The organism is Paraburkholderia sp. GAS38 (genome assembly GCF_050434965.1).
In the GTDB taxonomy this organism is placed as follows: Bacteria; Pseudomonadota; Gammaproteobacteria; order Burkholderiales; family Burkholderiaceae; genus Paraburkholderia; species Paraburkholderia phenazinium_A.
On the sequence record NZ_JBNDJO010000001.1, the window covers coordinates 306,199 to 331,742 of the forward strand.

Here is a 25,544-nt window from a genome sequence, read left to right on the forward strand (position 1 = left end):
AAAACAGAAGGTTTTATGCCATTCCTACCCGATGCCAATAACCCCACCCGCGATAGGCGCGCCGAATTCGGCCTCGCCGATGCCGCACGGGCCGAGCAACGCCAGCAGGACGCCGCACGTATCGATCCGGCGGCGAGCAAGTGGCGCTATCAGCCGGCCCCGCGCGTAGCGAAGGCCGCGAAGTAAAGAGCTGTAAAAGGGACGCTTTCCGCTGGCCTCGGCGCAGCCATCTGGCGAGCGTCGACGATCACGCTGTCCCTGGCAGGAAGGTATTTCAATGATTTTATTCTCGCGTGTTCTGCGCGGAGGCAACTCGCCTTCGCCATGGAACAGCACCGAGCCGGTCCGCGAGGAACTTTTTGGCGAGGAACGACTGGCGCAGCATGCGCACAGCCTTGCCCGAGCCCAGCTTGTCTCGAAGCGCGCCTCGGCCCGCCCCGCGCTTGCGACGCGTCTGAAAGACAACGCACAGCACCTGTTGCTGGCGTACCAGGCAACCGTCGCCGCGGCCGCTCACGATGAAGCGATCACGCCGGCGGCCGAATGGCTGCTCGACAACTACTATCTGGTCGAAGAGCAGGTTCGGCAGATTCGCGACGACCTGCCGCGCAGCTACTACCGTCAGCTACCCAAACTCAGCAGCGGTCCGTTTGCCGGTTATCCGCGCGTGTTCGGTTTGGCCTGGGCGTTCGTCGCACATACGGATAGCCGCTTCGATCCCGACCTGCTGTGCCGCTTCGTACGCGACTATCAGACCGTGCAGCCGCTGACGATCGGCGAACTCTGGGCGGTGGCGATCACGCTGCGCATTGTGCTGATCGAAAATCTGCGCCGTCTCGCGGATCAGATCACCGCCGGCAGAACCGCGCGTCTGGACGCCGACGCAATGGCCGACCGCCTGCTCGGCGTCGGCGAGCATACGCCCGAGGCGGTGGCTGCGCTGGTTGCGCGCTATGGGCGTTCCGCCTTGCGCGACACGTTCGCGGTGCAACTGCTGCAGCGGCTGCACGACCAGGACCCGGATGTCACGCCGGCGGTCAATTGGCTGCACGAGCGGCTCGCCGCCCAGGACACCACGGCGGACCGCATCGTCGCGGCGGTGCATCAGCAGCAGGGCGCCGCGAGCCTGACCGTGCGCAACGTGATCACCAGCATGCGGCTGATCTCCGACGTCGACTGGACCGAACTGTTCGAACGGATCAGCCCCGTCGACGAGATCCTGCGCACGCACAGCGGTTTCGTCGAGATGGACTTCTCCACGCGCAATCTGTATCGCGGGGCGATCGAAGCCCTGGCGCGCGGTTCGTCGGTGAGCGAGACGGAGATCGCGCGCCGCGCGGTCTCCGCCGCCGGAGCCGGGCAGCGGCGCGCAGGCGACCCCGGCTATCACCTGCTGGCGGGCGGCCGCCCGGCACTCGAGGCGGCGCTCGGCTATCGTCCGCCGGCTGCCGAGTGGCTGCATCGGATTACGCGCCGCGCCGGCCTGGGCGGATACGTCGGCCGCATCGTGTTGCTGGCGGCGCTGCTGCTGGCAGGCGTGCTGGTCCTCGCGAGCGGTCTCGCGCCTCACACACGGTGGTTGATCTGGCTGGGCCTCGCAGGCGTGCTGCCCGCGCTGGACCTGGCGGTGGCGGTGGTCAATCGCGGCGTGATGCGGGATGTCGGCGCCATCGTGCTGCCGGGTCTCGCACTGCGCAACGGGATTCCCTCCACCTTGCGCACGGTGGTCGCCGTGCCCACGATGCTGACCACGACGGCCGCGCTGGCCGCGCAGATCGAGCGGCTGGAGATTCATCATCTGGCGAGCCCCGGAGGCGAGCTTTACTACGTGCTGCTATCCGACTGGACGGATTCCTCCACGGCTCAAACCGAGGGCGACAGCCGTCTGCTGGAGGCCGCGACCCAGGGCATTGCCCGGCTGAACCGTCTCTACCCGGGCGCAGCGGACGGCGAGCGCTTCCTCCTGCTGCACCGGCGCCGCACGTGGAACGACGAAGAGGCGCAGTGGATGGGCTGGGAGCGCAAGCGCGGCAAACTGCACGAGTTGAACCGCTTGCTGCGCGGTGCGCTGGATACCTCGTTCGTGGCCAGCGACGGTGTGCCGCTCGCGGTGCCGTCGCAGGTGCGCTACGTCATCACGCTCGACGCCGACACCCGCCTGCCGCGCGATACCGTGCGCCGTCTGATCGGCAAGATGGCGCATCCGCTCAATCGCGCGGTGTTCGATCCGGTGAGCCAGCGGATCGTCGAGGGCTATGGGGTGTTGCAACCGCGCGTGACGCCGTCGTTGCCGGTGGGCGCGGAGGGCTCGCTGTTTCAGCGTATCTCGTCGAGCCCGAGCGGCATCGATCCGTATGTGGCCGCGGTATCGGACGTCTATCAGGATCTCTTCGACGAGGGCTCGTACGCCGGCAAGGGCATCTACGACGTGGATGCCTTCGAGACCGCGTTGGCGGGCCGGGTGCCCGACAACACCCTGTTGAGCCACGATCTCTTCGAAGGGATTTTTGCGCGAGCCGGACTTGCTTCGGACATCGAAGTGGTCGAAGCGTTTCCAGCCCGTTACGACGTTTCCACGGCGCGCCAGCATCGCTGGGCGCGCGGCGACTGGCAACTGCTGCCGTGGCTCATGACGCTGCACCGGCGCGCCGACCTGACGCTGCATGCCACCGCCCGCTGGAAAATGCTGGACAACCTGCGTCGCACGCTCACTGCGCCCGCTGCATTCGTCGCGTTGCTGGTGGGCTGGACCTTGCCGTTTTCGGTCGCGCTGCTGTGGACGATCTTCGTGATGGCGACGATCGTGCTGCCGGTGCTGCTGCCGACCCTCAGCGCGCTGATCCCGCGCTGGCAGCGCCCTCACGTGAAGATGACCTTGAGCAGCCGCTTGCGCGTCTGGCTGGACGACCTGTGGCTCGCGCTCGGCAAATGCGGCATGTCGATTGCCTTTCTCGCCGAAGAAACCTGGTCGATGAGCGATGCGATCGCCTGCACGCTGTTTCGTGTGGTGGTCAGTCACCGCCATCTGCTCGAATGGACGACGGCCGCCGAAGCCGGTGCCCGCGAACGGCTGACGCTGGCTGCGACTTTCGTGCGCATGCGCGCCGGCGTGGCGCTTGCGCTGCTCGGCGCGGCAACCAGCGCGGTGGTGGCGTGGCGCTTCGGCCATCACGGCGCGTGGCTTGGGGTGCCGTTCGTGGCCGGCTGGCTCGCCTCGCCCGCGCTCGCTTACTGGTCGAGTCGCGCACCGCGGGCGGCCGGCGATCTGGTCGTCAGCCCTGAGAACGCCCAGCAACTGCGACACCATGCCCGTCGCACGTGGCGCTTCTTCGAGACCTTCGTCACGCCTGCCGACCAGATGCTGCCGCCGGACAATTTCCAGGAGGATCCACGCCCGGTCGTCGCGCATCGGACCTCGCCGACCAACCTCGGGCTCTATCTGCTCGCCACCGTCAGCGCGCGCGAATTCGGCTGGGCCAGCACGCTGGACAGCGTGGCGCGGCTGGAGACGACGCTCGCCGCGATGCAGCGCCTCGCACGCTTTCGCGGCCATTTCTATAACTGGTACGACACCCAGGATTTGCGGCCGCTGGAGCCGAAGTACGTGTCGTCCGTCGATAGCGGCAATCTCGCCGGTCATCTGATTGCGCTGGGTAATGCCTGCCGCGCATGGGCGGCACAGCCCGCGCAAAGCCGTTGCAACGTGGCGTTGGCGGGCATCCGCGACAACCTGGGTTTGTTGTGCGACGCGCTGCGCGAGAGCCAGGGTCACGTCGATCGCACGCGCCTCGCGTTGCACGACGAGTTCGATCAGGCTGTGGCGGCACTGCGGGCCGCGCTTGCCGATGTGCCTGCCGACGAACCGCCTGTGATCGCGGCAGCAGCAGCCGCGCCGGTGGCAGGCGGTTTCGGCGCGCAAGGCGTCGTAGCGCTGCCGGCATGGCCGGCCATCACGCTGCTTGCCGCCACGGTGGCTGATATTGCGCGTGCACTCGTCGATGAAGTCCGCCCGGATCAGAACCCTTCCGCCGACGACGTGCGGTTCTGGGTCGACGCGCTGGAGCAGGCAATCCACAGCCACAGCAAGGAACAATGCGGACAGGACGCGAACGCTGCGAACCATTCTGCGAGCTTGCGCGAGCGGCTGACGGTCCTGGCCGATACGGCGTTGACGATGGCCAATGCGATGGAATTCGGCTTTCTGCTGGACCCCGTGCGCAATCTGCTTTCGATTGGCTACGCGGTCGCCGATGGCCGGCTCGATCCGAGCAGCTACGACCTGCTGGCCTCGGAGGCAAGGCTCGCCAGCTTCGTGGCGATCGCCAAGGGCGATATCCCCGCGCGTCACTGGTTCCGCCTCGGCCGTATTGCGACGCCGGTACCTGGCGGCGCCGCGCTGATTTCGTGGTCCGGTTCGATGTTCGAATACCTGATGCCGTCGCTGGTGATGCGTGCGCCGGCCAGCAGCCTGATTGCGCGAACCAACAGGCTCGTGGTGCACAGGCAGATGGGTTACGGCCGCGCGCTCGGCTTGCCGTGGGGCATCTCGGAGTCGGCCTACAACGCACGCGATCTTGAGTTCACCTATCAATACTCGAGCTTCGGCATTCCCGATCTCGGCCTGAAGCGCGGCCTTGGTCACGATGCGGTGATTGCCCCCTATGCGACCGCATTGGCCGCGATGGTGGATCCCGCTGCGGCCACCGATAACCTGAAGCGTCTCTGCGCGGCAGGCGCCTGCGGACGTTTCGGCTTTTACGAGGCGCTCGATTACACGCCCTCCCGGGTGCCCGAGGGGCAGACGGTGGCGGTGGTGCGAGCGTTCATGGCGCATCATCAGGGCATGACGATTGTCTCGATCGCCAACGCGCTGCTGGGCGGTTGCATCCGCGAATTCTTCCATGCCGAGCCGGCCATTCAGGCCACCGAACTGTTGTTGCAGGAGCGCATGCCGGGCAGGGTGGCGGTCGCCCATCTGCGGGTCGACGAGAACCGCACGACCGGACCGCTGCGCGGCGTCGAGCCGGCGGCGGCGCGACGCCTGACCTCGGCCAGCGAGCCGCCGCCTGCCACCCATCTGCTCTGCAACGGCCGTTACGCGGTGATGATCACCTCGGCCGGCTCCGGTTACAGCCGCCGTGGCGATCTGGCGGTAACCCGCTGGCGCGAGGATGCGACCTGCGACGACTGGGGCAGCTACCTGTATCTGCGCGACGTCGAAAGCGGCGAGTTCTGGTCAGCCGCGTGGCAACCGACGGGCGTGGTGCCCGACAGCTACGAGGTGATCTTCACCGAAGATCGCGCCGAGTTCGTGCGGCGCGACGGCACGCTGACCACCTTGCTCGACGTGGTGGTGTCCGCCGAAGACGATGCCGAAGTGCGACGGGTCTCGGTGGCCAATTCGGGGCCACGGGCTCGGGTGATCGAGTTCACCTCCTATGCGGAGATCGTGCTGGCGCCGCCCGCCGCCGATCAGGCGCATCCGGCTTTCTCCAAACTCTTCGTCGAGACGGAGTATCTGGCGCAGAGCGGGGTGATCCTCGCGACCCGGCGCCGCCGCGCGCCGGACGAACCCGAGGTGTGGGCTGCGCATCTGGCGGTGATCGAGGGCAAGACCGTCGGCGCGCTCGAAGTGGAAACGGACCGCGCGCGGTTTATCGGCCGTGGCCGTAGCGTGCGTTCGCCGCTAGGTCTCGCGGATGAGCGCGCGCTCGGCAACTCGGCAGGGGTCGTGCTCGACGCGGCTTTCGCGATGCGCCAGCGGTTGCGTATCGAACCGGGCGCGACGGCACGAGTGGCCTTCTGGACCATCGTCGCCGATTCGCGCGCACAACTGCTGGATCTGGTGGACAAGCATCGCGACGGCGCCTCGTTTGCACGCGCGGCGATGCTCGCATGGACCCAGGCGCAGGTGCAGTTGCGCCACAACGGCGTGAGTGCCGATGAGGCAGGACTGTTCCAGCGCATGGCCGGTCACATGCTGTACAGCGACCCGTCGTTGCGGCCGGGTTCGCTCGCGCTGCAGCGGGGTGTCGCCGCGGTGGCGGCAGCGGGCGGCGTGGGCGCCGCGCCGCTCTGGGCGCATGGCGTGTCGGGCGATCTGCCGATCCTGCTGGTGCGCATCGACGACATCGAGCACATGGCGCTGGTGCGGCAACTGGTGCATGCGCACGAGTACTGGCATATGAAGCGGCTGGCGGTGGATCTCGTCATCATCAACGAACGCGCCGCGTCGTATGTGCAGGATTTGCAGGCTGCGCTCGAAACGCTCGTGCGTTCCGGCGAGGCGCAACCGTCCCAGCAGGCGGGCGGCGCCGCGCGCGGCAGCATTTTTGTGCTGCGCGCCGATCTCATGTCCGCCGACGCGCGGGCGCTGTTTCCGGTTGCCGCGCGTGCCGTGCTGGCCGCGCGCAACGGGCGCCTGCTGGATCAGTTGAGGCGCCTCGTCAGCACGCCGCCGCCTGGCCAGCCGCGCGCGCGGCGTTTGCTAAGCGCGCTGCCGCTGCCCGCTGCCGTGAAAACCGCAGCGCCCGGTGCAGGGCTGGAGTGCTTCAACGGCTTGGGCGGCTTTGCGGACGACGGCCGCGAATACGTCACCATTCTCGCGGCCGGCCAATGCACGCCGATGCCGTGGGTCAACGTGATCGCCAATCCGGTCTGCGGCTTCCTGGTGTCGGCCGAGGGCAGCGGCTACACGTGGGCGTCGAACAGCCGCGAGCATCAATTGACACCATGGTCGAACGATCCGGTCGGCGATCCACCAGCCGAGGCGTTTTACGTGCGCGACGACGATACGGGCGCGCTGTGGGGACCGCAGGCCAACCCTGTGCGCGACAACGCTCCGGGTGCCGCACCCTACATCGCGCGTCACGGCCAGGGGTACAGCCGCTTCACGCACACCGCGGAAGACATCGCGCTCGACCTGCTGCAATTCGTGCCGCTCGACGACCCGCTGAAGATTTCGCGTCTGACGTTGCGCAATCTGTCCGGGCGCACGCGCCGGCTTTCGGTGACGGCGTACGTCGAATGGGCGCTGGGGGCGTCGCGCAGTACGGCAGCGCCTTACACCATCAGCGAAATCGACGTGCAGACGCGGGCCATGTTCGTCCGCAACGGCTGGGCCGAAGCGTATCGAGGGCGCGTGGCCTTTGCGGACCTGGGCGGCAAGCAGACCACCTGGAGCGCGGACCGGTGCGAGTTCATCGGCCGTAACGGCAGCTTGCATTATCCCGCCGGACTGGCCGCCGCCGATGACGACGCGCCATTGTCAGGCAAGGTCGGAGCGGGACTCGATCCGTGCGCGGCCTTGCAGACCACGCTCGAACTGGAACCGGGCGGCATCGCCGAAGTGGTGTTCGTGCTGGGCGAAGCGGCCTCGACCGAGGCCGCCCGGCAGTTGGTCGAGCGCTATCGCGACGCCGACCTCGACGCGGTACTCGCGGCGGTGACGGCGTTCTGGGACGACACGCTCGGCGCGGTCCAGGTCGTGACGCCCGATCGGACCATGGACCTGATGCTCAACCGCTGGTTGTTGTACCAGACGCTCGTGTGCCGGATCTGGGCGCGTGCGGGCTTTTATCAGGCCAGCGGCGCGTACGGCTTCCGCGATCAGTTGCAGGACGGCATGGCGCTCGTCGTGGCGCGTCCCGAGCTGACTCGCGAGCATCTGTTGCGGGCGGCCGCCCGGCAGTTTCCGGAGGGCGACGTGCAGCACTGGTGGCTGCCGCAAGGCGGCGCGGGCGTGCGCACCCACATTTCCGACGACCGCGCGTGGCTGGCCCATACGGTGGCGCACTATGTGGATGCAAGCGGCGACGCGGCGATTCTGGACGTGGACGTGCCGTTTCTCGACGGCCGTCCGCTGAGCGACGGCGAGCATGATGCCTACTTCGTGCCGGCCGTTTCGGAGAGCAGCGCGTCGCTCTTCGAGCATGGCGTGCGTGCGCTTGAGCAGAGCCTTGCGCTATTCGGCGAGCGCGGCCTGCCGTTGATGGGCACGGGCGACTGGAACGACGGCATGAACCGGGTGGGCGAGGCGGGCCGTGGCGAGAGCGTCTGGCTCGGCTGGTTGCTGTGCGCCACGCTGGCGGCATGGGCGCCGCTCGCGCGAGCGCGTGGCGACGGCGCGAGGGCCGAACGCTGGCTGCTGCGTGCCGAGGCGCTGCGCACAGCACTCGAAACGGCGGGATGGGACGGCGAATGGTATCGACGCGCCTATTTCGACGACGGTACGCCGCTCGGATCCGCCTTGAGCGAGGAATGCAAAATCGACGCGATTGCCCAGTCGTGGAGCGTGTTGTCGGGCGTGGCGAATACTGCACGGGCCGCACAGGCGATGGCTGCGCTCGATACCCGGCTGATTCGCCGCGACGACGGCCTCGCGTTGCTGTTCACGCCGCCGTTCGATCGCTCGCCGCTCGATCCGGGGTACATCAAGGGCTACCCGCCGGGCATTCGCGAGAATGGCGGCCAGTACACGCATGCCGCCATGTGGTCGGTGCTGGCGCTGGCGCAAATGGGCGATGGCGACCGCGCCGCCGAACTGTTTGCGATGCTCAATCCGGTCAATCGCAGCCGCACGCGCAGCGGGGCGAACCGCTACAAGGTCGAACCTTATGTGGTCGCTGCCGACGTGTACTCGGTCGCGCCGCACGTCGGACGCGGCGGGTGGACCTGGTATACGGGTTCGGCGGGATGGATGTATCGCGCCGGAATCGAAGGTGTGCTCGGCATGCGCAAGCACGGCAACGCACTGTCGATCGACCCCTGTGTGCCGCGTGCCTGGCCCGGCTTTAGCGCCGTATTCCGCCATGGGGCTTCACGCTACGACATCGTCGTGAACAATCCGCATGGAGCAGGTCGGGGTGTGAGCGAGATGATCGTGGACGGTAGAGCGCTTGAAGCTGGGGAGCACTCGGTGCAACTGATAGACGACGGTGCGCATCACAGCGTCACGGTGACGCTCGGGCAGCCGGGCGGCTAGCGTTTCATGGCATGAGCGAGGGAGCGAGCGACGCCCATTCCGTCTGGCGTCGCTCGCTCCAAAACCTGGCGCGAGGTGCGAGGTGGATGCTCGTAATCAGTACTGGCCATGATCGGCGTGATAGTCGCCGTGATAATCGCCGCCATGATGATCGCCGTCGCCGACCGGGACCAGAATGCACGCGCTCAGGCTGACGATCAGCGACAGCGCGATCAGGATCCATACCCGTGGATGGTCTTTCATGTGAGTTCCCCTTTCTTTTGCAGAAGAGACGCGCTCGGGCTTGAAGTGACCAGAGCCGCTCTTCCAAAGGGTGCTCGCAGCGCCGCGGGAAGTCGGTACGGTTGCGTACCGGCAAGCAGGCCGTTTACCGGTGCCGTAGCCTGAGGTTACGTGGTGTTCTTCGCAGGATCTTTATCGCGTAACGCCGCGACATGCTGCTTCGCGGCCTCGTTGCCGTGAAACAGGCCGCGTAACGCAAGCGAGAGCGCCAGTTGGGTGTCGTGAGCGACCGCACCGCGGTCTTCATCGAAGTGCTTGACGGCGTTACGCAGATGCCGGGCGGCCTGCTCATGCAACTCGGCTGCGATGGCGTGATGCTGGGCGGCGCCGGCGTGGCTGTCGGCAGGGCCGTCCGCTGTCGGCACGGCAAGCGGTGCGCCCGCGTGATGTTTGAGCGCCTCGTTGGCGCGGTCGATGGCATGCAAGGTGTGACCGTGCGCCAGCATCGCCTGATGGGCGGCGTGGGCGAAGTCTTTACCGTCCTCGAAATGCCGCGACGCTTCGCGGTGCAATCGTCCCGCCTGCTCGTGATGCGATGCGGCCGCTTCCAGATGTTCCTTTTTGCTGTGCTTGGTGTTCATGGATGCTCCTGTGCGCTTGTCTGATCATTGCTGATGAGTGAGCGGAGCGCACCTGCACCGTTCGCGGCCGGAGGCATTCGCAATCGCGCGCTCTACTGGGTGCTGCGTTGAGCCTTCGATTCCTTGGCGCTGTCGTCGGTCGCGCGCAGCGCGGCGTTGGCGGTGACCAGCAATCCCGCATCGTGGTCGCGCAGGGCGGCGTCGACCGTTTCGAACGCTTTCTCCAGGGCTTTGCGCTCGGGTTTCGTCGCATTGCCGCTTTCCGAAACCGCTTCCGCTTCTTTTTTCAGGCGTTTGATGAGTTTCGCTGCACAGCGGCTGTCGAGCGTTCTCGCGACGACGAACAGGCCAATTTGCGTGGTCAAGGCCAGCAGGGTGGCTTCGGTTGTTTCATTCGAGTCGCCGGCATCTTCAGCGTACGGTTTCTTGCTCATCAGGGTGCTCCAGGGTGGGTTGGGCCGCGGGGGAGCAATCAAGCCCACGCAAGGCGGTGACGCTTGCTTGAAAGTAACACTAAACGGGGCCGTTGGCGACTGTTCGCTTCGAACTCCTGCAAAACCCTTGCCCGATGCCGCTTACGTCCCGGCAAGCTCCGCAAGATAGCGCCACGGATAGATGCCGCGCGCGTGGCCGTCGCTGAAGACGAGCTGCACGCCATAACCCATCGGCTGCACGTCCGTCAGGGTCAGGTCGGGCGACGCCTGCACCGTGCCGCCGTCGAGCCGGACGCGGCGGCATTCGGCACACGCACAGGCGCGCCGCAACTGAGCATGCGCGATCTGCTGCTGTCGGCCATCGGACCATTGCAGCGTCAGCGTACGCGCGACGGCGTCCGTGGCGATCTGCTGCGGCGCGTTCATGCGGCTGCGCCTTCGATCTGCTGCAAGGCGATCCGGACGGCCTTGCGCACATCGGGGTCGCGATCCTGCAGGGCCTCGCGCAGCGCGGGCAGCGTCTGCGGATCGCGCAGTTCGCCGAGCGCCAGCGCGGCTTCCTTGCGCAGGTTGCTGACCGTGTGCGTGAGCAGGGCGGCGACCGCAGGCGCGGCGCTGACGTCGCCGGTCTGGCCGAGCGCGCGCACCGCACGCAGGCGGACCTGCCAGTAGTCGTCGTCGAGCGCTGCGATCAGCGGATCGCGAGCGGTGGATGCGCGCAGCTTGCCAAGTGTCGTGGCAGCTTCTTCGCGGACCTGCCAGGCGGTGTCGCGCAACGCGTCGAGTAGCGCGGCGGTGACCACGGCATCCGTGGCGGGCGCAAAGCCCAGTGCGCCGACGGCGGCGCGGCGCACGTCCGTCTCGGCATCGTGGGTGGCGAGAGCGGCGAGCGGCGTCAAGGCGCTCGAGTCCTTCAACCAGCCGAGCACGCCGACTGCTTCCAGCCGGACGGCGGAGGTGACATCCGCGAGCGCGTGCAGAGCCGGGTCGAAGGCCGCGCCAAAGCGCAGTTCACGCAGCCCTCGCAGGGCCGCGGCCCGCACGAATGGCTCGGGGTGTTCGACCCAGCCTCTTAGTGCTACGCCCGATGCAGGATCCTTCAATTCGGTGAGACTTTGCGCAGCGGCGGCACGCACTGCTTCGTCCGTATCGAGCAACGCACTGCACAGGGCTTCGACAGTTTCTTCCTGTTCCCACGACGCCAACACGCGCGCCGCTTCGAGCCGCACTTCCGGTGCGGGATCGTTACGCAAGGCGTTAACCAGCGCCGGGACCAGTTCGATGTCTTCGAGATCCGCGATGTCGAGTAGCGCGATGCGGCGCACGGCGGCGTCGTGATCGGCAAGACGCGCGAGCAGCGCGGCACTCTCCGGGTCAAGTGCGTCGAGGTGAAGAGCGGTGATGGACGGCACGGTCATGGCTTAGGGAATCGAACAGAGGGGTTGATCTGGGCGTCAGGGCTATATATAAGTCTGTTGACGGTGCGCTCGCCATGCCGGGGTTCGCTTAGGATTCCGAGGCAAGCACGCAAGAAGGCAAGCCGCCGCATGACAACGCGCCTGGCCTAGCGCAGCAGGTAAGGAATCTCCACCTTGACTGCGCCGGTTGGGCAATCGCGCTCGCAGGGCATGCAGTACCAGCATTCGTCGAACTGCATATAGGCTTTTCCCTTGCTCAGATCGATGGCGAGCAGGTCGAGCGGGCAGACGTCGACGCAAACCGTGCAGCCCTTGTCGGCGATGCAAAGGTCTTCGTCGATCGTCACCGGGGCGCTGCTGCGCTGAAGAATGTCGTGCGGGGTATAGGACATGGCGGTCTCTGTCAGGTCGTGGCGGCGAGCGCGGCGGACTCGCGGATGCGGAGTTTCTGGTAAGCGCTGCGCTCATCATCGGCAAGCGGCACGACATAAGGCTCGACGGCGCGCTTCTCGCTCGTCATGCGGCCGTGCTCGTCTTTGCGCAGATGCGTGTGGCAGAACCACTGCGCGTCGTCGCGCTGCGGATAATCGACGCGATGGTGATACAGCCCCCAGCGGCTTTCGGTGCGAAACAGCGAGGCGCGTGCCGCCATTTCCGCGCAATCGCGGATCGCGCGCACTTCGGCCGCGCGCATCAGCTCATGCGGATTGAGCGCGCGGATCGAGTCGATGTCCTCGGCGATCTCTGCAAAGCGTTGCAGGCCGATCTCCATCTTGCGCGTCACCTTGGGCGGCTGCAGATAGTCGTTCACCATGCGCCGCAGCTTGTATTCGACCTGCGAAGGCGCGTGTCCATGCTCGCGTTCGAGCGGCGCATAGACGCGCGCACGTTCGGCGGCCACCTGATGTTCGTCCACCGGCGCATGCTCGCGACCGGCCACATAGTCCGCGGCATTCTGGCCGGCAAACCAGCCATAGGTGAAGGCGCCCAGCATGTAGTTGTGCGGTACCGCCGCCATGTCGCCCGCCGCGTACAGTCCCGGCACCGTGGTTTCGGCGCGCGCGTTGACATAGACGCCGGAGGCGCTGTGCCCGCTGCAAAAGCCGATCTCCGAGATATGCATTTCCACCATCTGCTGACGGTAATCGGTGCCGCGCCCCGCATGAAAGCGGCCGCGGCTCGGCCGTTCGTTGGTGTGCAGGATCTGCTCGATGGTCTGGATCGTTTCCTCGGCGAGATGGTCGAGCTTCAGGAACACCGGGCCATTGCCGCTTTGCAGTTCCTGATAGAACTCCCACATCATCTGACCGCTCCAGTAATCGCATTCGATGAAGCGTTCGCCTTTGCCGTTGGCCGTAAAACCGCCCAGCGGTCCGGTGACGTAGGCGCAGGCGGGTCCGTTGTAGTCCTTGATCAGCGGGTTGATCTGGAAGCACTCGAGGTTCGCGAGCGCGGCGCCCGCGTGATAGGCCATGGCGTAGCCGTCGCCGGCATTGGTGGGGTTTTCGTAGGTGCCCATCAGATAGCCCGACGAGGGCAGGCCGAGGCGTCCCGCCGCGCCACAGCAGAGAATCACCGCTTTGGCGCGCACCACGTAGAAATCCGCCGTGCGGCAGTCGAAACCGAGCACGCCGCAGACGCGCCCTTGCGCATCCGTCAACAGGCGCGTGGCGACAATGCGGTTGGTCAGCGCAATGCGCGCGCGCTTCAACTGGCGGTACAGCACCTTCTTGATGTCGTGACCCTCGGGCATCGGCAGCACATACGAGCCCATGTGATGCACTTTCTTGACCGCATAGTCGCCGGTGCCGTCCTTCTCGAACTTCACGCCCCAGCGGTCGAGCTGCTCGATCGTCGTGAAGCTGTGCTTCGCGTAGGCGTAGACGGCTTCCTGATCGACGATGCCGTCGTTGGCGATGGTGATCTCGCGCGTGTACTGTTCGGGCGTCGCATGGCCCGGAATCACCGCGTTGTTCAGTCCATCCATGCCCATCGAAATCGCGCCGCTGCGCTTGACGTTGGCCTTTTCCAGCACCAGTACCTTCAGCTCGGGATTGCGTTCCTTCGCCTTGATGGCCGCCATCGGTCCGGCCGTGCCGCCGCCCACCACCACAATGTCGTATTCCAGAACATGCGTATTCATGATGCTTTCCTCGCGTTGCGGCGCGGCTTGCGACGATCGGTGCGCAGCCGGTATTGGAACGCGTCGCCGCGGAAGTAGAGATATTCGTAATCGATGGGGGCGCCCGCCGCATCGTGCGTGAGACGCTCGATGCGCAGCACCGGGCTGCCTTCCTGCACCGGCAGGGCCGCTGCGATCTCGTCGTCGGCGAGAATGGCGTCGATGGCGACGTCGGCATGGCCGAGCGACACGCCGCAGTCGTTCTCCAGGATCAGAAAGATGTCGCGCGTGGCGAGGTCCGCATTGCCGAGGCGTTTGCCGAACACTTCGGGCAGCCAGGTGATTTCGAGCGAAACGGCCTCGCGATTGAGCAGCCGCACGCGATGGATTTCGGCCACCGGCGCGCCTTCCGGCAAGTTGAGTTTGGCGGCGACATGGCGGCTCGCCTCGACGATCCGGAAACTGCGCAACTGGTTGACGATTTCGTAGCCCATCGACGACATGGCTTCGCCGAAACCCTGCAGCGAGGTGACGTTCTGAAAGGCCTTCGGTTTGGAGACGAAGGTGCCTTTGCCGTGCAGCTTGAACAGCAGCCCCTCTTTCTGGAGATCGCCGAGCGCCTGACGCACGGTGATGCGGCTCACGCCGAACAGGGCGCACAGTTCGTGTTCCGAGGGCATCTGGCTGTGCGGCGCGTAGGTGCCGTCGAGAATCCGGCCGCGCAGCGTGTCCTTGATCTGCGCATACAGCGGCTGCGGCGAGAACGGCACGAGATTGGTTTGGGGCATGAGCAACTTGTTATGACAAGATGGAAACGCAGTGTAGTCAGCGGCCCGGTGGCGTCAAACGAAGCATTTGCGATATCTATTGATCGTTTTGCTGATAAGCGCGGAATGTCTGCGATAGCGCTTGAAGGGACGCCCGAGCGAACATGCAAACCATAAATGTCGGATTCGAATAACCATATACAAATCGAATAATTCTCAAGCTTGTTTCGGACCGTTACGCTCTGCGTTGAATCTGTCCGCGAGGACGTGTGCCGGCCTGACGGAGCGAGCTACCACCGTGTCTACCCAATCTGAAACGATCCCCTCGAGCAGTGCGCGAGTGGGCCGATCCACGCCGCGGCATCCTGTGTCGCGACGGGTTGTGATCGCCGGCCTTGCCGCGTCGGCATGGCTGGGCGGCGCGGCGCTCACGCAGTGGTGGCCCAATCTCGACGACTGGCCGTATACGAACGAGCTCGTCGCACTCAAGCTCGCGCTGGCGGCGCTTGCCGCGTTGCTCGGCATTGCCTGCTGGCGCAAGCAGCGCACGAGCGACACGGCCACGCCGTCGCGCATCGACCGCTGGCTCGGCGCGATGCCGTGGCTGCTCGCGCTGGCGCTCGGCGTGACGGTGTGGGAGGCGCTGACGGCCAAGCTCGAATGGTTGCCGCGGCCGTTCTTCGCGCCACCCCAGGCGCTGATCGCCGTATACGTCGAGGACTTTCCGCGTCTCGGCTCGAGCGTCGTGCATTCGCTGGGCCTGCTGGCGTATGGCTACATTCTGGGCGCCGTGACGGGCTTCGTGATCGGCGTGAGCATCGGCTGGTCGCGCGCGGTCAGTTACTGGCTGCATCCGGTGCTGCGGCTGCTTGGGCCGCTGCCGCCTACCGCATGGTTGCCGCTCGCATTCTTTTTCTTTCCCTCCAGCTTCAGCGCGAGCGTGTTCCTGATCGCGCTGGCGACGGCATTCCCGGTGGCGGTACTGACGTGGTCCGGCGTTGCCGGCGTGAATGCCGCCTACTACGACATCGCCCGCACGCTCGGCGCACGGCCGAGCTTCCTGATCCTGCGAGTCGCGATACCGGCTGCGCTGCCGTCGGTGTTTGTGGGCCTGTTCATGGGACTCGGCGTGTCGTTCTCGGTCCTGATCGTGGCGGAGATGATGGGCGTGAAGGCGGGGCTCGGCTGGTATCTGCAATGGGCCCAGGGTTGGGCCGCGTATTCGAACATGTATGCGGCGCTGCTGGTCATGGCATTGATGTGCTCGGGCCTGATTACGCTGCTGTTCCGCTTCCGTGACCGCTTGCTCGCGTGGCAGAAAGGATTGCTCAAATGGTAGCCGTACCTGCAGTGAGCGCCGCCTCGGCGTCTACGCCACAAGGCGGCGCGCGCATCGACGTGCGCAACGTCAGTCATCAATTCAGCTTTCAGGGCGCGGCGTTGCCGGTGCTGCAGGACGTCGACTTCACGGTCGAGCCGGGCGAGTTCGTCGCCCTGCTGGGACCGAGCGGCTGCGGCAAGTCGACCTTGCTGCGACTCGTCGCGGGCCTCGATGCGCCCGTACAGGGCAGCGTGCAAGCAGACGGCGCCGCGATCGCTGGGCCTGACCCGTCGCGCGTGGTGGTGTTCCAGGACCCGACGCTGTTTCCATGGCGCACGGTGCGCGCCAACGTTGGGCTCGGTCCGCAGGCGCAGCGTCATAAGCGCCGCTGGTGGACGAGGGCGGAACCCGACAGCACCACTCGACGTATCGACGCCGCCCTGCAACTGGTGGGCCTGAGCGAGTTTGCCGACGCCTTCCCGCATCAGTTGTCCGGCGGCATGGCGCAGCGCGTTGCGCTGGCGCGCGCGCTCGTCAACGATCCCGCCTTGCTGGTGCTGGACGAACCGTTCGGCAAGCTGGATTCGCTCACTCGCATCCGCATGCAGGGCGAACTCGTGCGCCTGTGGCAAGACGCGCGGTTTTCGGTCCTGCTCGTCACGCACGACGTGGAGGAGGCATTGTTTCTCGCGAATCGCGTGATTGTGTTCAGCGAGCGTCCTGCGCGGATCGTCGCCGAGGTGCATAACGACGCGCCGTATCCACGGCATCGGGACGATCCGAAGCTGGTCGCGTTGCGCCGCGAGGTGCTCGCGCAACTCGGGCTCGAGGCTTGACGCCTAACGCTTGATTCGACTGCCGCCATCCGGGCTGCCTGACCACGCAGTACAAAACCAATAACGACTTGAGGAAACCGCACACCATGACATCCTTCGACGACACTTCTCCCGCCAGCCTGTCGCGCCGCGCCTGGTTGCGCAAGACCGCCTGGAGCGCGGGCGCGGCGGCGCTGGGCGGCGCATCGCTTGGCCTGTCCAGCTCGCTCGCCTTCGCGGACGGCCCGCTCACGCCGCTCAAGCTTTCGTGGAATGCGGGCGCGATCTGTACCGCGCCGGTACCGGTGGCGGTCAAGCAGGGCTTTTTCAAGCAGCGCGGCCTGGAGGTGGAGTTGATCAACTTCGCCGGCTCGACCGACCAGTTGCTCGAAGCCATCGCGACCGGCAAGTCGGACGCGGGCGTCGGCATGGCGCTGCGCTGGATCAAGCCGCTGGAGCAGGGCTTCGACGTGAAGCTGACCGCGGGCATCCACGGCGGCTGCATGCGCCTGCTCGCCACGCGCACGTCGGGGATCGTCGACTTGCCGGGTCTCAAGGGACACACGATCGGCGTCAGCGATATGGCCAGCCCCACCAAGAACTTCTTTGCGATCACGCTCAAGAAGCTGGGTATCGATCCGGACAGCCAGGTGCAATGGCGTCAGTATCCGGCGAACCTGCTCGGCGAAGCGCTGAAGAAGGGCGAGGTGCAGGCGATTGCGGATGGCGACCCGATCATCTGGAGCATCCGCGAATCGGATCACCTGGTAGAGGTATCGAACAACCTGTGCGGCGAATACCAGAACCGCGTGTGCTGCGTGCTCGGCGTACGAGGGACGCTGGTGCGCAAGGATCGCGCGACGGCGCAGGCCCTGACCCAGGCCTTGCTCGACGCCACCGAGTGGACCGCCAATCATCCGGCCGATGCGGCGGCGATTTTTGCCGAGCACGCGCCGCAGGCGGATGTCGCGCAACTGACGGCGATGCTGAAGAGCCACACGGATCACCATCATCCGGTGGGCGATGCGTTCAAGAAGGAAATCGCGCTCTATGCGGACGATCTGAAAACCGTGGGCGTGTTGAACAACAGCACGGATTCGACCCACTTCGCTAACCGGGTGTTTGCGGACGTGCTGGTTTAGGCGGGTTTGGGCTGCGGCGGGCGCGGGCGGCGACCGGTTCGGCCGTCACCGCCCGTGCAGTCATGGGCCCGCACCGCCCGGCGTGGGTACTGCGTAACCGTTAGCGTCTGGGGCCTTTCATCGCCTCGGCTTCCATTGCGGCGGTTCGTTCTTCGCTCGCCTCAATGGGTTCCATGGCTTCGTCGATCGAAGCGGCCGCGCGTTCGGTGGCCGCTTCCGTTTCGTCGGCGATGGAACCCGATTCCTCTTCGTCGTTACCCGGCGGCTCCAGCATGTCTCTTAGCATGGCTGATAACTCCGGTGTGTCCCACGGCGCGCCATGCTGTTTTTTCTGCTTGATATAGTGCCTGACTTCGGCGTCCTGCTCAGGCGTCAAGGGGAGTCCACGAAACGTGTTCTGGGGGGTAGCGTCGACCATGATGCTGCTCCTTGCTTGTCGTATCCCAAGTGTATTCCCATTGCGAGCGGAATCCGTGACTATCGGGTTTGCGCCGGCCGGCCGCGCCGCGATCGGGACAGCTCGCATCCCGCGGGACTTTTCAACTTTCTATTTCGCTGGCTTTAGAAATCCGGGTGCGATATTTATAGGGGCGCATTGAGTCTGCACCATCTATTTCATTCGCCGAATCCCGTGATCAAAATTCCCTTGTCCGATGACGCATGGATGCACGTCGAGCATCTGTTTCGCGAGCCTCAGTCACCGCGTGGGAGACCTCGCCGCGCGCCGCGCGAGATTCTCGATGCCATTCTCTGGATCCAGCAGAGCGGCGAAAAATGGCACCGTCTTCCCGCCAGTTTCCCGCCGCAGCAGACCTGCTACGCCCGCTACATCGCGTGGCGCCGTTCGGGCGCACTAGAGCGGGCGATCGAACTTCTCGGCACCCGCCAGTGCGGCGACGGGCGAGCGTAACGCACGTAACGTGCGCGACGTAACAGCGCCCTCTGGCGGGTCCTTCGACGCGCTCGACCCGTCCCCGGTCATGCCCGTGCGAGAACGCTAAGCCCCTGTCCGGAAAAGGCTTTGGGCGATCGACGAACCCTGTGATCCGGCCGCCCGACACACTGGCACGCAATTCGCTTTCAGACGTCTGTTTGGCATTGTGAGAAGGCAGACCCATGCAGGCTAATCAGATCTGGAACCAGCCGGAGCGTCAGCGCAATGGCGTCTTTGCAATCGCAGTCTTAGGTGAGCAGAAGAGTCAGATGACCGATGGACACATAGGCGACGGTCTGGGCGATCGCATCTCTCAAGGGCTGCACGCAGGCGAGTTTCATGTGATGTTCCAAGGTGTCTATCAGGTCGGCACGGGACGCTTGTCGCGGGCCGAAGCGCAGGTGCGCTGGATGCATCCGCAGTATGGGCTGTTGCTGCCCGGCGTTTTTATGCCGCAACTCGAGCAGTCCGAGGTGGCGTATCACATGAGTGTCTTCGTGGTTGAGCGCGCGTGTCACGAGTTGAGTGTGTGCCTTGGGCAAGGACTGGAGCCGTGCCCGGTGTCGATCGGCGTGTGTCCTTCTGTGGCGATGTCCGAGGGTTTCGCGCGGGACGTCCGGGAGATCGCGCAGTCTTATGGCGTCGCACCGAATCTGCTCGAGCTGGAGCTACCTGAAAGCGAGGATGCGGCGCGCGTGCTGTCGGTTCGCTCGCTCACCGAGGGTCTCAGGGATCTGGGCGTGGGGATGTCGTATGGCGAGTTCGGCGCGGGACAGGCTTCGCTCGCTGGCCTGGGGACGCTTCATATCGACACGGTCAAGCTGGCGCGCGAACTGTTGGCGGCCGTACCCGGCGATCTGCGTTCGTGCAAGGTTGTAGAAGGCTTGCTGGCGTTGTTTGAGGCATTGGATGTGAGGGTGGTGGTGAGCGGAGTCGAGACCGGGGAGCAGGCGCAGTGGCTGCGGCAGTGGCACGGGGTGCTGGCGCAGGGGAGTTTCTATTCGCGGGCGGTGCGGACGTTAGGTGGCTTACTGGGGTGACGCCACCGCGTCGAGAGTCGTTCCCGTCTCTATCTGTTACGGACGGCGTTACGTAACGGGGCAGTGCAATTTTCGCGTGATCAGGCGTGGTTCGGCCACACGGTAGACGTGTGTGGGTGGCGTGCGTCGTTTTAAAAGGCCTTTTGAAGCGCGGAACTCGCTTTGTGCAGAAGCGGGGTGCCTGGCACACTTGCTGCTTTGAAAATGGCGCGCTGCACCATGGGTTATAAAAAGAAGGACTACGAACGATTGTCCTACGGCAACGTGCCACGACGCACTCGACATTAGAAAAATGCTCAGAAAACTGCCTGCACAACAACCACAGTTATCACCCGGGGCGATCGCGCTAGGCGTGGCCTTAGTCTTCTCCGCCTCGGCACACGCAGTGGACCCGGCGCTCAACGCACTCGGTCAGGCTGGCGGTCTGGTCATTCCGTACGGCTTCACGTTGCCGTCCGGTGTCGGGGAAGTGCAGTACAACGACTACCTCGATCCCCGCTATGGGAAAGAGGCAACGGGCTCGCAGATCTACTGGGGGGCGTTTGGCCTGTTTCCCTATGTGGAGGTGTCGGGCGGCCTCGCGAATTACCCGGGCAATGTGCCGGCGCCGTTTACCGGCGCCGATCACTTCATCTTTCGTCACCTGATGGCCGACGTCAAAGTCGAGGTGCCGCAGTTCTTCCAGTATCAGCCGGATATTGCCTTCGGCGTGACGGACGTGGGCGGGCAGTCGCATTTCTTTCGTTCGAAGTACGGCGTGGTATCGCAGGCATTCGGGCCGGCCACACTGACGGTGGGGTACGGGCAAGGCGATCGCCTGGACGGGGTGTTTGGCGGCGCGCAGTTGGCTCTCTGGAATACGGGGCTGTCGCTGCTGGCCGAAGACGATGCGAAGACGCCTTATGCGGGCGTTCGCTACCAGTCCCCGGCAATCAGTTGGCTCGCCGACGCGAGCTTCGTGGGTACCTTGATGGGATCGGTGCGGAAGACGGACGGCGTGTCGCCGCGTGCGTCCGTTTCGATTGGCGTGCAGATTCCGTTGGGCAAGCGGTTCAGTCCGCAGCGTTGTGCGGACCCGCTGTGCAAGGACAATTCAAGCGGCGCGGCGGCGACTGCAAGCGATGGGAGCGACGTGCACGCCATTGCGCTGCGCAACCTGCCGCCGGTCTACATGACGAGTACGGATGCCGCCGCCGACGACGACGCTGCCGACGGCAAGGGCCTCGCAGGCGCAGCGATTACCTATGTGCCCGCGCTGCAGTCGTACGCCTCGGTGGTGGTCAGCGAGGCGCCGCCCGCGGTGCCGGGCGCGGCTACGCCGGCCGTACCGCAAGCGCTGGATACGTCCGCGCTGGAGAGCATTGCGCACCAACTGGTGGGTGCTGGACTCGAGCGCGTTCGGGTCGGCGTCAGCGGGCGCGATCTGATCGTCGAATACGAAAACCACCGCTATAACCAGAACGAAGCGGACGCGCTCGGCATTGTGCTGGGCGTCGCAAGCGTCAACGCGCCGCACGGCATCGAGCGGATTCGCGCGGTGATCAAGAAGGCGGACCTGCCGATTGCGGAAGTCAGCGTCGATCGCGAAGCGTACGCGCAATTCATGGCGGGTGGTGCGTCCGGCCTTGCCAGTGGATCGTTGACGATGCACTTACGTCCCACCTACGACGCCGATTCGATCGCCTGGTACGGCGATGAGCGAAGCCATGGCCTCTCGCGCATCCAGATCAAGCCGGTGACAAGCTACCTGTACGGCACCGAGTACGGCAATTTCGACTTTTCGCTCGGCGCAGCCATCGAAGGCTTCGTACCGCTTTGGCGCGGCGCGGAACTGTACGGCAGTTATATCGCACCGGTCTACAACACGAAGAACATGGACGACGGCCGCGTCTTTAGCGAATACCGCCTGCGCGGCGGCTTGTCGAGCGCAGCGCTGGCCCAGAGCTTCTGGATCATGCCGCAAGTGTTCAACGTCGCAGCGGTGGGGAAATTCGATTACGACTACCTCGGCATCGAGAACGAGACCACCGTCTTCGTCCCCGGACGGCCTGACCTGGTGCGGTTGCAGCTCGCCTATCTGCATCAGGAGCCGGGCCACGAGGCGTTGCCGAACGAGAAGAATGCGGTGCTGACGTACCGGTGGGTTCAGCCTGCCTGGAATATGTGGGTCGAGGCGGGCGTCGCGCGGTATGTCGACGGCGACAAGGGACCGTTGATTACGCTGACGCGCTGGTTCGACGACGTGTCGGTGAGCGTGTCGGCCGAGCATAGCGGCGAAGGCAGCTTCGTCGGCGCGGCCATCAGCTTCCCGCTTACGCCGCGCCAGGGCATGAAGCCGGGCATCACTCAGCTGGATGGAACGGGGCAGTTTGCGCTCGACTTCCGCACGCGTGTCAATTCGCGGAACTATCTGAATACCGTCGCGGCGGAGAACGTCGATTTCCCGTATAGCACGCAAGAAAATGTCCTGAACCAGGGCCGCTTTAGCGCGGAGTACTTCGCCACGCAGCTCTACAGGATGCGCGACGCCTATGTGCGTTACGCGCGGCCTGACGATGAAGCGCCGCCACCACAGCCACAACCCCATGCGCAGACGCTCGATCCGACGATATCCGCGGCGCGCGAGCCGGCTGCCTGCGATACCCGTTCACAAGGTGTAAGCGAGGGACAGGCACGTCCGCCTGTCAATTGTCAGTGACGTCCTCCAGGAGAAAATCGATGAAGCTTCTTAATACTGCCTCGCTGCGCAGCTTGCAGCTGGGATCCGTTGCGCTCGCAACCAGTGCGCTGATGGCGTGTGGCGGCGGTGGCGGGTTGGCGACGGGTACCGTTAGCGGCACCGCGGCGGTCGGCGCCGCACTGGCCAATGCGTCCATCCAGCTGACTTGCAAGAACGGCTCGGGCAGCACCACGGCCAATGCCAACGGCGCGTATACGGCCTCGTTCAAGTTTGACGGCCCGTGTTCGATCACTGCCACGAACGGCTCGATCACCATCAATTCGTTTGCCTCCGGTTCGGGAACGTTCAATGTGACGCCGCTGACGCAGTTGCTGTTGAGCTATCTGGCCGGCGAACTGGGCACCACGGTGGACGGCCTGATCGCCGGCATTGCCACGAACGCGACGTACCAGAACGCGGTGACCAACAGCACGCTGATCGCCAACGCCGAGAACGGTGTCGCGAAGCTGCTGCAGAGCATGTACGGCGTGACGCTTTCGACGAACGCGTTTCTGACGACTTCGTTTACGCCAGGACAGCCTGGCGCGGATGCGGATCTGGACGCGCTGCTGGCAGCAGGGGCGATCGGCAGCAATGGTCAGCCGTCGACGGCGCTGGTTAACGCTGCCATTGCCGCGGGGGCTGCAGTGGGCAATCCATCGAGCAGCGGATCCAGCGGAACAGGGGCTGCGACTGGCGGTACCGGCGGGACGAGCGGCACCTAGCCTCATTCGGGCAACGGGGGTCGGTCTTTAGGGGAATGGCGGGCGTCGTGCCGCGGCCAGGCGTTCACTCGCCTGTACGCGATGTGCGGCGCCTGCGGCGAGCGTGTTTTCGGTGTTCCTATTGTGCGTAACACCATAGGCCACGCTACGTAACATCCTGGCTTCCCGAGGCTTGACCCGCAGTCATTTGCGCGTGCCGAGAGGTCCCTGGAAAAGCGGAAATACTTGTTTGGAAAGGCTTTTTTGTTGCGCCGCGAAAAAGCTCCGCGTCGAGGGCCCGATTGGCACGGGATGTGCAATGACGTTGCGCAGACGGGAAGCACTATAAACACGGGGAAGCGTGATCATGGATCTCAAAGACCAAAGCGTGATTGACGGCGACGTCATGGATGCGCCATGGAGTAGCGCCGAAGCGACGGCATACGCTCCGGCGGTAGACGATGGACAGCCCGCATCCACTGAACTCGACACCGACGTCTGTGCCGTGATCCTTGCCGGCGGATCGGGTACCCGCCTGTGGCCGTTGTCCCGTGAACAGTACCCGAAGCAGTTGATTGGACTGCTAAAGACCGAGTCCCTTCTGCAACAAACGGTCTCCCACGTCGAGGGGCTCGACACCGGTTTTCCGGCTGCGAAGCGCATGCTGGTGGTATGCGGAGAAGCGCAGCGTTTCATCACCGCCCATCAGTTGCGCGATGTGGGCGTGGCGGCGCAAATCGTCCTTGAACCGGCGCGCCGCGATACCGCCGCGGCGCTGACGGCAGCGGCGCTCATGCTCAGGCACGAGGGACGCGATTCGATCATGGTGGTGATGCCGGCCGATCACGCCGTGGGCGACGCAGCCGCGTTTCGTCGTGCGCTAAGCGCGGCGACCCACTATGCGGCGCAAGGCAGCATCGCGACGCTGGGCGTAGTGCCGACGCATGCCGAGACCGCTTACGGCTACCTGAAGATCGGCGAGCCCATGAGCGCGTTCGGTGGTTTCAGGCTCGGCGGCTTTGTCGAAAAACCGGGCATCGAACTGGCGCAACGCTATGTGGCGAGCGGCACGCATTGGTGGAACAGCGGCATCTATGTTGTCCGGGCAACCACCTGGCTCGCTGCGATCGGTGAACTCCAGCCTGCCATCTTCGCTGCGTGCAGGCAGGCAGTCGAAGGCCTGACCATGGATGGCGAGTTTTGCCGGCTCGACCCGCTTGCCTTCGCCGCCTCGCCGGCCGATTCGATTGACTACGCCGTCATGGAAAAGATCGGCAATCTGAAGAACGATGTGCCCACTGTTGTGATTCCGCTCGATGCCGGCTGGTCCGATGTCGGCTCGTGGGATGCGGTGGCGAATGCGCTGCCCAAAGACGCAGCCGGCAACGGGACCCGTGGTCAGGTGGTGATGGAGCGCGCGGCATCGACGTTCGTTCATGCCGAAGGGCGGCTCGTGGCCTGTGTGGGGACGCGCGATCTGGTGGTGGTCGAAACCGCGGACGCTGTGCTGGTAGTGGCGAGAGACGCCGTGCAGCACGTCAAGGGCCTCGTTGCGCAACTGAAGGCGAAGCAATGTCCGGAGGCCGACACGCATCGCAAGGTCCATCGGCCGTGGGGCACGTATGAGTCGGTGGATAACGGCGAGCGCTATCAGGTCAAACGGATCGTCGTTCGTCCAGGCGCCTCGCTGTCCCTGCAAATGCATCATCACCGCGCGGAACACTGGATCGTCGTGCGCGGGACAGCGCTCGTCACGCGCGGTGAAGAGACGTTCCTGTTGAGCGAGAACGAATCCACCTACATCCCGCTTGGCGTCAGGCATCGACTGGTCAACCCGGGGAAGCTGTCGCTCGAGCTGATCGAAATTCAGTCGGGTTCCTATCTGGGCGAAGACGACATCCAACGTTTCGAAGATCACTACGGCCGTTCATAGCATCCCGCTGGCTTGTTCTTTGCTTAATAGTGCGGTGGACCTGGCGGCACACCGTTGCAACAACACGCAAGATAGCGCTGAAGCCCACGCCAGAGGGTGTTCCCAGTGGTTCTTCCAGGCGTAGTGGACGATGCGGTGGAACGTGACGCGTCATGCGTGTTACGTAACGCGCAACCGTGCGGAACGGCACGCTCAGATGGGCTTTGAAGACAATGAAAACGCCGCGCTGGCGACGCTTGATCGTTAAAGCAGCGGCCGCATAGCTGAAGAATAAAACGACTGATCAAAACAATGCATGACCAGATAAGGACTACTCATTGAGTAGTCAATCGGATTGAGTTGCGGACCG

General features: G+C 65.0%; 19 protein-coding genes. 10 read left to right on the top strand and 9 right to left on the bottom strand.

The features are described from left to right. The first annotated feature begins 15 nt into the window (after nt 1-15). Nucleotides 16-186, top strand: a complete 171-nt coding sequence (locus P3T42_RS01300) for a hypothetical protein (protein ID WP_171991697.1) — start codon at nt 16-18, stop codon at nt 184-186. 91 nt (nt 187-277) lie between these two features. Further along, complete coding sequence (locus P3T42_RS01305) at nt 278-8,983, top strand: GH36-type glycosyl hydrolase domain-containing protein (protein WP_429304941.1); 8,706 nt, start codon at nt 278-280, stop codon at nt 8,981-8,983. A 96-nt stretch (nt 8,984-9,079) separates the two neighbouring features. On the opposite strand, the gene P3T42_RS01310 is transcribed toward P3T42_RS01305, so the two are convergent. The 8 genes from P3T42_RS01310 to P3T42_RS01345 form a co-directional block, all read right to left on the bottom strand. After that, complete coding sequence (locus tag P3T42_RS01310; protein WP_171991696.1) at nt 9,080-9,226, bottom strand: hypothetical protein; 147 nt, start codon at nt 9,224-9,226, stop codon at nt 9,080-9,082. 146 nt (nt 9,227-9,372) lie between these two features. Beyond that, complete coding sequence (locus P3T42_RS01315; protein WP_074299205.1) at nt 9,373-9,846, bottom strand: hypothetical protein; 474 nt, start codon at nt 9,844-9,846, stop codon at nt 9,373-9,375. Nucleotides 9,847-9,938: 92 nt separating this feature from the next. Then, complete coding sequence (locus P3T42_RS01320; RefSeq protein WP_253190183.1) at nt 9,939-10,322, bottom strand: hypothetical protein; 384 nt, start codon at nt 10,320-10,322, stop codon at nt 9,939-9,941. Nucleotides 10,323-10,421: 99 nt separating this feature from the next. After that, nucleotides 10,422-10,706: a gamma-butyrobetaine hydroxylase-like domain-containing protein gene (locus tag P3T42_RS01325; protein ID WP_074299201.1), complete on the bottom strand. Its 285-nt coding sequence runs from the start codon at nt 10,704-10,706 to the stop codon at nt 10,422-10,424. Next, the gene (locus P3T42_RS01330) at nt 10,703-11,698 is read right to left on the bottom strand and encodes a HEAT repeat domain-containing protein (RefSeq protein ID WP_429304942.1); all 996 of its coding nucleotides are present in this window, start codon (nt 11,696-11,698) and stop codon (nt 10,703-10,705) included. Before P3T42_RS01330 ends, P3T42_RS01325 begins: the two co-directional genes overlap by 4 nt. 146 nt (nt 11,699-11,844) lie before the next feature. Then, nucleotides 11,845-12,090, bottom strand: coding sequence for a 4Fe-4S dicluster domain-containing protein (locus tag P3T42_RS01335; protein ID WP_074299197.1), 246 nt, complete (start codon nt 12,088-12,090; stop codon nt 11,845-11,847). An 11-nt stretch (nt 12,091-12,101) separates the two neighbouring features. Further along, nucleotides 12,102-13,841, bottom strand: a complete 1,740-nt coding sequence (locus tag P3T42_RS01340; RefSeq protein WP_429304943.1) for a fumarate reductase/succinate dehydrogenase flavoprotein subunit — start codon at nt 13,839-13,841, stop codon at nt 12,102-12,104. Further along, a complete protein-coding gene (locus P3T42_RS01345) occupies nt 13,838-14,608 on the bottom strand; it encodes a GntR family transcriptional regulator (RefSeq protein ID WP_429304944.1) in 771 nt (256 codons plus the stop codon). The genes P3T42_RS01340 and P3T42_RS01345 overlap by 4 nt, the downstream gene beginning before the upstream one ends. A gap of 277 nt (nt 14,609-14,885) precedes the next feature. Here P3T42_RS01345 and P3T42_RS01350 point away from each other — a divergent pair, with 277 nt between their 5' ends. The 3 genes from P3T42_RS01350 (at nt 14,886) to P3T42_RS01360 (ending at nt 17,865) form a co-directional block, all read left to right on the top strand. After that, nucleotides 14,886-15,926, top strand: coding sequence for an ABC transporter permease (locus P3T42_RS01350; RefSeq protein ID WP_429304945.1), 1,041 nt, complete (start codon nt 14,886-14,888; stop codon nt 15,924-15,926). After that, entirely contained in the window at nt 15,920-16,744 is an 825-nt protein-coding gene (locus P3T42_RS01355) for an ABC transporter ATP-binding protein (RefSeq protein WP_429304946.1), read from the top strand. Before P3T42_RS01350 ends, P3T42_RS01355 begins: the two co-directional genes overlap by 7 nt. Nucleotides 16,745-16,830: 86 nt before the next feature. Continuing rightward, nucleotides 16,831-17,865 carry an ABC transporter substrate-binding protein gene (locus tag P3T42_RS01360; RefSeq protein WP_074299189.1) on the top strand — a complete coding sequence of 345 codons (1,035 nt, stop codon included), beginning with the start codon at nt 16,831-16,833 and terminating at the stop codon, nt 17,863-17,865. 100 nt (nt 17,866-17,965) lie between these two features. Here the strand turns inward: P3T42_RS01360 and P3T42_RS01365 are convergent, their stop codons facing one another. Next, nucleotides 17,966-18,283: a hypothetical protein gene (locus P3T42_RS01365; RefSeq protein ID WP_429304947.1), complete on the bottom strand. Its 318-nt coding sequence runs from the start codon at nt 18,281-18,283 to the stop codon at nt 17,966-17,968. A gap of 213 nt (nt 18,284-18,496) precedes the next feature. On the opposite strand from P3T42_RS01365, the gene P3T42_RS01370 reads away from it, so the two are divergent. The 5 genes from P3T42_RS01370 to P3T42_RS01390 all read left to right on the top strand — a co-directional run bounded on the left by P3T42_RS01370 (nt 18,497) and on the right by P3T42_RS01390 (nt 25,195). Then, nucleotides 18,497-18,775, top strand: a complete 279-nt coding sequence (locus P3T42_RS01370; protein WP_074299186.1) for a transposase — start codon at nt 18,497-18,499, stop codon at nt 18,773-18,775. Nucleotides 18,776-18,981: 206 nt separating this feature from the next. Next, nucleotides 18,982-19,839, top strand: coding sequence for an EAL domain-containing protein (locus tag P3T42_RS01375; RefSeq protein WP_429304948.1), 858 nt, complete (start codon nt 18,982-18,984; stop codon nt 19,837-19,839). A gap of 292 nt (nt 19,840-20,131) precedes the next feature. Further along, nucleotides 20,132-22,537 (top strand): YjbH domain-containing protein, encoded by a 2,406-nt coding sequence (locus P3T42_RS01380; protein WP_429304949.1) that lies wholly within the window; start codon nt 20,132-20,134, stop codon nt 22,535-22,537. Nucleotides 22,538-22,557: 20 nt separating this feature from the next. Continuing rightward, the gene (locus P3T42_RS01385; RefSeq protein WP_074299179.1) at nt 22,558-23,283 is read left to right on the top strand and encodes a hypothetical protein; all 726 of its coding nucleotides are present in this window, start codon (nt 22,558-22,560) and stop codon (nt 23,281-23,283) included. A gap of 385 nt (nt 23,284-23,668) precedes the next feature. Then, complete coding sequence (locus P3T42_RS01390; RefSeq protein ID WP_429305247.1) at nt 23,669-25,195, top strand: mannose-1-phosphate guanylyltransferase/mannose-6-phosphate isomerase; 1,527 nt, start codon at nt 23,669-23,671, stop codon at nt 25,193-25,195. Nucleotides 25,196-25,544 lie beyond the last annotated feature (349 nt).

Bases quoted from the DNA above. Each gene is read 5' to 3' on its own strand.
- P3T42_RS01335 (WP_074299197.1), bottom strand. From the start codon at position 12,090: ATGTCCTATACCCCGCACGACATTCTTCAGCGCAGCAGCGCCCCGGTG.
- P3T42_RS01345 (WP_429304944.1), bottom strand. From the start codon at position 14,608: ATGCCCCAAACCAATCTCGTGCCGTTCTCGCCGCAGCCGCTGTATGCG.
- P3T42_RS01360 (WP_074299189.1), top strand. From the start codon at position 16,831: ATGACATCCTTCGACGACACTTCTCCCGCCAGCCTGTCGCGCCGCGCC.
- P3T42_RS01390 (WP_429305247.1), top strand. From the start codon at position 23,669: ATGGATGCGCCATGGAGTAGCGCCGAAGCGACGGCATACGCTCCGGCG.
- P3T42_RS01315 (WP_074299205.1), bottom strand. From the start codon at position 9,846: ATGAACACCAAGCACAGCAAAAAGGAACATCTGGAAGCGGCCGCATCG.
- P3T42_RS01305 (WP_429304941.1), top strand. From the start codon at position 278: ATGATTTTATTCTCGCGTGTTCTGCGCGGAGGCAACTCGCCTTCGCCA.
- P3T42_RS01365 (WP_429304947.1), bottom strand. From the start codon at position 18,283: ATGGTCGACGCTACCCCCCAGAACACGTTTCGTGGACTCCCCTTGACG.
- P3T42_RS01375 (WP_429304948.1), top strand. From the start codon at position 18,982: ATGCAGGCTAATCAGATCTGGAACCAGCCGGAGCGTCAGCGCAATGGC.
- P3T42_RS01330 (WP_429304942.1), bottom strand. From the start codon at position 11,698: ATGACCGTGCCGTCCATCACCGCTCTTCACCTCGACGCACTTGACCCG.
- P3T42_RS01385 (WP_074299179.1), top strand. From the start codon at position 22,558: ATGAAGCTTCTTAATACTGCCTCGCTGCGCAGCTTGCAGCTGGGATCC.
- P3T42_RS01310 (WP_171991696.1), bottom strand. From the start codon at position 9,226: ATGAAAGACCATCCACGGGTATGGATCCTGATCGCGCTGTCGCTGATC.
- P3T42_RS01380 (WP_429304949.1), top strand. From the start codon at position 20,132: ATGCTCAGAAAACTGCCTGCACAACAACCACAGTTATCACCCGGGGCG.
- P3T42_RS01340 (WP_429304943.1), bottom strand. From the start codon at position 13,841: ATGAATACGCATGTTCTGGAATACGACATTGTGGTGGTGGGCGGCGGC.
- P3T42_RS01300 (WP_171991697.1), top strand. From the start codon at position 16: ATGCCATTCCTACCCGATGCCAATAACCCCACCCGCGATAGGCGCGCC.
- P3T42_RS01355 (WP_429304946.1), top strand. From the start codon at position 15,920: ATGGTAGCCGTACCTGCAGTGAGCGCCGCCTCGGCGTCTACGCCACAA.
- P3T42_RS01325 (WP_074299201.1), bottom strand. From the start codon at position 10,706: ATGAACGCGCCGCAGCAGATCGCCACGGACGCCGTCGCGCGTACGCTG.